This is a genomic window from Kitasatospora sp. NPDC057198 (genome assembly GCF_042670125.1).
Taxonomy (GTDB): domain Bacteria; phylum Actinomycetota; class Actinomycetes; order Streptomycetales; family Streptomycetaceae; genus Kitasatospora.
In genome coordinates this window covers 1-4,704 of the sequence record NZ_JBHUWH010000559.1, presented here as the reverse complement: position 1 = coordinate 4,704, position 4,704 = coordinate 1, and the positions used below count along the sequence as shown (strand labels likewise).

5 protein-coding genes are annotated in these 4,704 nt (G+C 72.8%); 4 read left to right on the top strand and 1 reads right to left on the bottom strand.

The genetic code is table 11. The features are described 5' to 3' along the window. Positions 1 to 46: 46 nt before the first annotated feature. Entirely contained in the window at positions 47 to 1,402 is a 1,356-nt protein-coding gene (gene murA, locus ACFUEL_RS35445; protein WP_380241650.1) for a UDP-N-acetylglucosamine 1-carboxyvinyltransferase, read from the bottom strand. Positions 1,403 to 1,617: 215 nt separating this feature from the next. Here murA and ACFUEL_RS35440 point away from each other — a divergent pair, with 215 nt between their 5' ends. The 4 genes from ACFUEL_RS35440 to ACFUEL_RS35425 form a co-directional block, all read left to right on the top strand. After that, positions 1,618 to 2,196 carry a YqgE/AlgH family protein gene (locus ACFUEL_RS35440; protein WP_380241653.1) on the top strand — a complete coding sequence of 193 codons (579 nt, stop codon included), beginning with the start codon at positions 1,618 to 1,620 and terminating at the stop codon, positions 2,194 to 2,196. 58 nt (positions 2,197 to 2,254) lie between these two features. Then, positions 2,255 to 2,530: a DUF3039 domain-containing protein gene (locus ACFUEL_RS35435; protein ID WP_380241648.1), complete on the top strand. Its 276-nt coding sequence runs from the start codon at positions 2,255 to 2,257 to the stop codon at positions 2,528 to 2,530. A gap of 73 nt (positions 2,531 to 2,603) precedes the next feature. Then, entirely contained in the window at positions 2,604 to 4,241 is a 1,638-nt protein-coding gene (locus ACFUEL_RS35430; protein WP_380241646.1) for a beta-N-acetylhexosaminidase, read from the top strand. 237 nt (positions 4,242 to 4,478) lie between these two features. Further along, positions 4,479 to 4,704 (top strand): FAD binding domain-containing protein (locus ACFUEL_RS35425; RefSeq protein ID WP_380241644.1); only part of this gene is annotated, 226 nt, incomplete at its 3' end.

Below are 4,704 nucleotides of genomic sequence, written 5' to 3'. Positions count from 1 at the left end.
GGCCTCCCCTGGGGAGGCCGGCCACCGGCTTTTCCGCGGGCCGCGCTCAGGCGGTCAGCTGGACCTCGGCGAGCTCGGCCGCCGACGGCAGCTCGATGTGGGCGCCCAGGTCGCGCAGCTTGTCCATGAAGTTCTCGTAGCCGCGGTTGATCAGGTCGATGCCGTGCACCGTGGAGGTGCCCTCGGCCGCCAGCGCCGCGATCAGGTAGGAGAAGCCGCCGCGCAGGTCGGGGATGACCAGCTCGCCGCCCATCAGCTTGGACGGGCCGGAGACCACCGCGGAGTGCTTGAAGTTGCGCGCCCCGAACCGGCACGGGGTGCCGCCCAGGCACTCGCTGTAGAGCTGGATGTGCGCGCCCATCTGGTTCAGCGCCCCGGTGAAGCCCAGCCGCGACTCGTACACCGTCTCGTGCACGATGGACAGGCCGGTGGCCTGGGTCAGCGCCACCACCAGCGGCTGCTGCCAGTCGGTCTGGAAGCCCGGGTGCACGTCGGTCTCCAGGGCGATCGCCTTGAGCTCGCCGCCCGGGTGCCAGAACCGGATGCCCGCGTCGTCGATCTCGTAGGCGCCGCCGACCTTCCGGAAGGTGTTCAGGAAGGTCATCATCGGGATCTGCTCGGCGCCCCGGACGTAGATGTCGCCCTTGGTGGCCAGCGCCGCGCACGCCCAGGAGGCCGCCTCCAGGCGGTCCGGCAGCGCCCGGTGGGTGTAGCCGTCGAGCTCGTCCACGCCGGTGATCAGGATGGTGCGGTCGGTGCCCAGCGAGATGATCGCGCCCATCTTCTGCAGCACGCAGATCAGGTCGACGATCTCCGGCTCGATCGCGGCGTTGCGCAGCTCGGTGACGCCCTCGGCGAGCACCGCGGTCAGCAGCACCTGCTCGGTCGCGCCGACCGACGGGTACGGCAGCTCGATCTTGGTGCCGCGCAGCCGCTGGGCGGCGACCAGGTAGGTGCCCTGCGGGTGCTTCTCGATGGTCGCGCCGAACTGGCGCAGCACCTCGAAGTGGAAGTCGACCGGCCGGCCGCCGATGTCGCAGCCGCCCAGGCCCGGGATGAACGCGTGCCCGAGACGGTGCAGCAGCGGCCCGCAGAACAGGATCGGGATCCGCGAGGAGCCGGCGTGCGCGTCGATGTCCGCGACGTTGGCGGCCTCCACGTGCGACGGGTCGAGGATCAGCTCGCCGTCCTCGTCGCCGGTGCGGACGGTGACCCCGTGCAGCTGCAGCAGGCCGCGGACGACCTTGACGTCCCGGATGTCCGGCACGTTGCGCAGTCTGCTGGGGCCCTGGCCGAGCAGCGCGGCGACCATGGCCTTGGGGACCAGGTTCTTGGCGCCGCGGATCTGGATCTCGCCTTCGAGCGGGTTTCCGCCGTGGACCAGCAGGACGTCGTCGGTCATCGTTCTCGCAATCCGGGTGCGCAGGAGGTTTTCGGCTGCGGAGTTGGGGGAAGGGCCCTTCACCACCACTAGATGGTAGGGGGTGGGCGATTGGTTCCGGTGTGCCCTAATGGTGATCATGCTGTAGGGGAGGCTCCACGGCACCGCCACTGGGCCGTACGGGTGGCTCCCGGCGGCGGCCGCCGGGTGTCCCGGGAGGGCCGGTACGGGGCATGATGTCAGACATGGAAGCGGCCCCCTCGCTCACCGGGCGACTGCTCGTGGCGACGCCCGTGCTGACCGACCCGAACTTCTCCCGCTCGGTGGTCCTGCTGCTCGACCACGACGACCAGGGCGCGCTCGGGGTGGTCCTCAACCGCCCCACCCCGGTGGACGTCGCGGCGGTGCTGGACGGCTGGGCACCCCTGGCCGGCGACCCGGCGGTGCTCTTCCAGGGCGGCCCGGTGGCGCTGGACTCCGCGCTGGCCGTCGCCGTCGTCCCCGGTGAGGACCACAGCGCCGCTCCGCTCGGCTGGCGCCGGGTGCACGGCGCGATCGGCCTGGTCGACCTGGAGGCGCCGCCCGAGGTGCTGGCCGGGGTGCTCGGCGGGATGCGGGTGTTCGCCGGCTACTCGGGCTGGTCGCCCGGCCAGTTGGAGGACGAGATCGCCGAGGGCGCCTGGCACCTGGTCGACTGCGAGGCGGGGGACGTCTCCTGCGCCCAGCCGGACCGGCTCTGGCGCGAGGTGCTGCGCCGCCAGCGCGGCCCGCTGGCGATGCTCGCCACCTACCCCGACGACCCGCTGCTGAACTGAGGCCGCCGGTCCTCCCGTGGTGGCCCGGTTCCGGGGCGCCCCCATAGACTTGGCACCCATGAGCACTCTTGAGCCCGAGCGCGGTCTCGGCACCGGCACCCTGGTCGAGCCCGTCCCGCAGACTTCGCACGGGGACGGCGACCACGAGCGCTTCGCCCACTACGTCCAGAAGGACAAGATCATGGAGAGCGCTCTCTCCGGGTCGCCCGTGGTGGCGCTGTGCGGCAAGGTCTGGGTGCCCGGCCGCGACCCGAAGAAGTACCCGGTCTGCCCGATGTGCAAGGAGATCTTCGACGGGCTGAACAACCCCGACGGGAACGACAAGCAGGACTGACCGCCGGTCACCTGCACAGACACCCCCCAACTGGTCTATGCCAATAGGGGCGGTCCGGGGCAGGATGGGGCACATGGACCTCATCCCTGCCCCGTCGCACGTCCAGGCCCGCAGCGACGCACAGCCCTTCGTCCTGCACGCCGGCTCCCGGATCGCCGCCGCCCCCGGCACCGCGGCCGCCGCCCGCCGGCTGCGCGCCGAACTCTCCGCCGCCACCGGGTTCGACCTGGACCCGGCCCCGGCCGACGAGGCCGGCGACCTGGTGCTGGAGCTCGACCCGGCGCTCGGTGCCGAGGAGTACCGGCTGAGCGCCGACGCCACCGCCGTCCGGCTCACCGGCGGCAGCACCGCGGGCCTGGCGCACGCCGCGCAGACCCTGCGCCAGCTGCTCGGCCCCGCCGCGTACCGCAGCGCCCCGCTGCCCGGCGCGAGCTGGACGGTGCCCGCGGTGGAGGTCCGCGACGCCCCCCGGTTCGGCTGGCGCGGCGCCATGCTGGACGTCGCCCGGCACTTCATGCCCAAGGCCGGGGTGCTGCGCTTCGTCGACCAGCTCGCCGCGCACAAGCTCAACGTCCTGCACCTGCACCTGACCGACGACCAGGGCTGGCGGTTCGAGGTCCGGCGCTACCCGAAGCTCACCGGGGTCGGCGGCTGGCGCGAGCGCTCGATGGTCGGCTACCGGGCCGGCGGCCGCCGCGACGACCAGCCGCACGGCGGCTACTACACCCAGGACGACCTGCGCGAGATCGTCGCCTACGCGGCCGCCCGGCACGTCACCGTCGTCCCCGAGATCGACCTGCCCGGCCACAACCAGGCCGCCATCGCCGCCTACCCCGAACTCGGCAACACCGACGTGGTCGACACCGCCGCGCTCGGCCCCTGGACCGACTGGGGCGTCAGCGAGAACATCCTGAACCCCTCCGAGGCCACCCTGCGCTTCTACGAGGGCGTGCTGGAGGAACTGCTGGAGGTCTTCCCCTCCACCTTCGTGCACCTCGGCGGCGACGAGTGCCCCAAGGACCAGTGGAGGGCCAGCCCCGCCGCGCAGGCCCGGATCGCCGAACTCGGCCTGAAGGACGAGTCCGAGCTGCAGAGCCACGTCATCCGGCACTTCGACCGCTGGCTGGCCGAGCGCGGCCGCCGGCTGATCGGCTGGGACGAGATCCTGGAGGGCGGGCTCGCCCCCGGTGCCGCCGTCTCCTCCTGGCGCGGGTACGACGGCGGGATCGCCGCCGCCAACGCCGGGCACGACGTGGTGATGTGCCCCGAGCAGCACGTCTACCTCGACCACCGGCAGGCCGACGGCGAGGACGAGCCCGTCCCGGTCGGCTGGGTGCGCACCCTGGAGGACGTCTACCGCTTCGAGCCCGTCCCGCCGCAGCTGGACGCGGCCGCCGCCGCGCACGTCATCGGCACCCAGGCGAACATCTGGACCGAGTTCATGTACAGCGGCCGGGACGTCGACTACAAGGCGTTCCCCCGGCTGGCCGCGTTCGCCGAGGTCGCCTGGTCCGACCTGCCGCGCGACCCGGCCGCCCGCGACTGGGCGGGCTTCGAGCGCCGGATGGCCGCCCACTACCCGCGGCTGGACGCCCTCGGCGTCGAGTACCGCCACCCGGAGGGCCCGCGCCCCTGGCAGCGCAAGCCCGGCGTCGTCGGCCGCCCGCTGGACGGGCCGCCCGGACCTTCCGGCGAGAACACCGCCCCGTGAGCCCGCGGGGCCGGTGACGGAGAGTCAGGGAGGGGGAACTCCGGGCAGGGCCCGGTCGTCGTGACCAGGTGAACAACCGATCACCCGGGACACGACCTGATCGCGGCCGAGTCCGGAGTTGTCCCGAGTTGTTCGGACCTGTCCGCGACCCGGAAAATGATCAGCGGTCTTTGTGTGCCAGAGTTGCCCAACCCGCACCGATCGCCCGTACCCTACGGGCGGCAGGCCGCACTGCAAATGGAGCACGGTGGGAACCTGGTGAACCGGACGATCATGTTGCCGGCCTCGGTCGACGAGGCGGTCGAAGCGCTGGCCGTCACCCCCGGCGCGGTACCGGTGGCGGGCGCCACCGACCTGATGGAGGCCGTCAACGCCGGGCGGCTGCGACCCGCCGCGCTGATCGGACTCGGCCGGATCACCGAACTGCGCGGCTGGCGCTACGAGGACGGCGGCACCGCCGTCC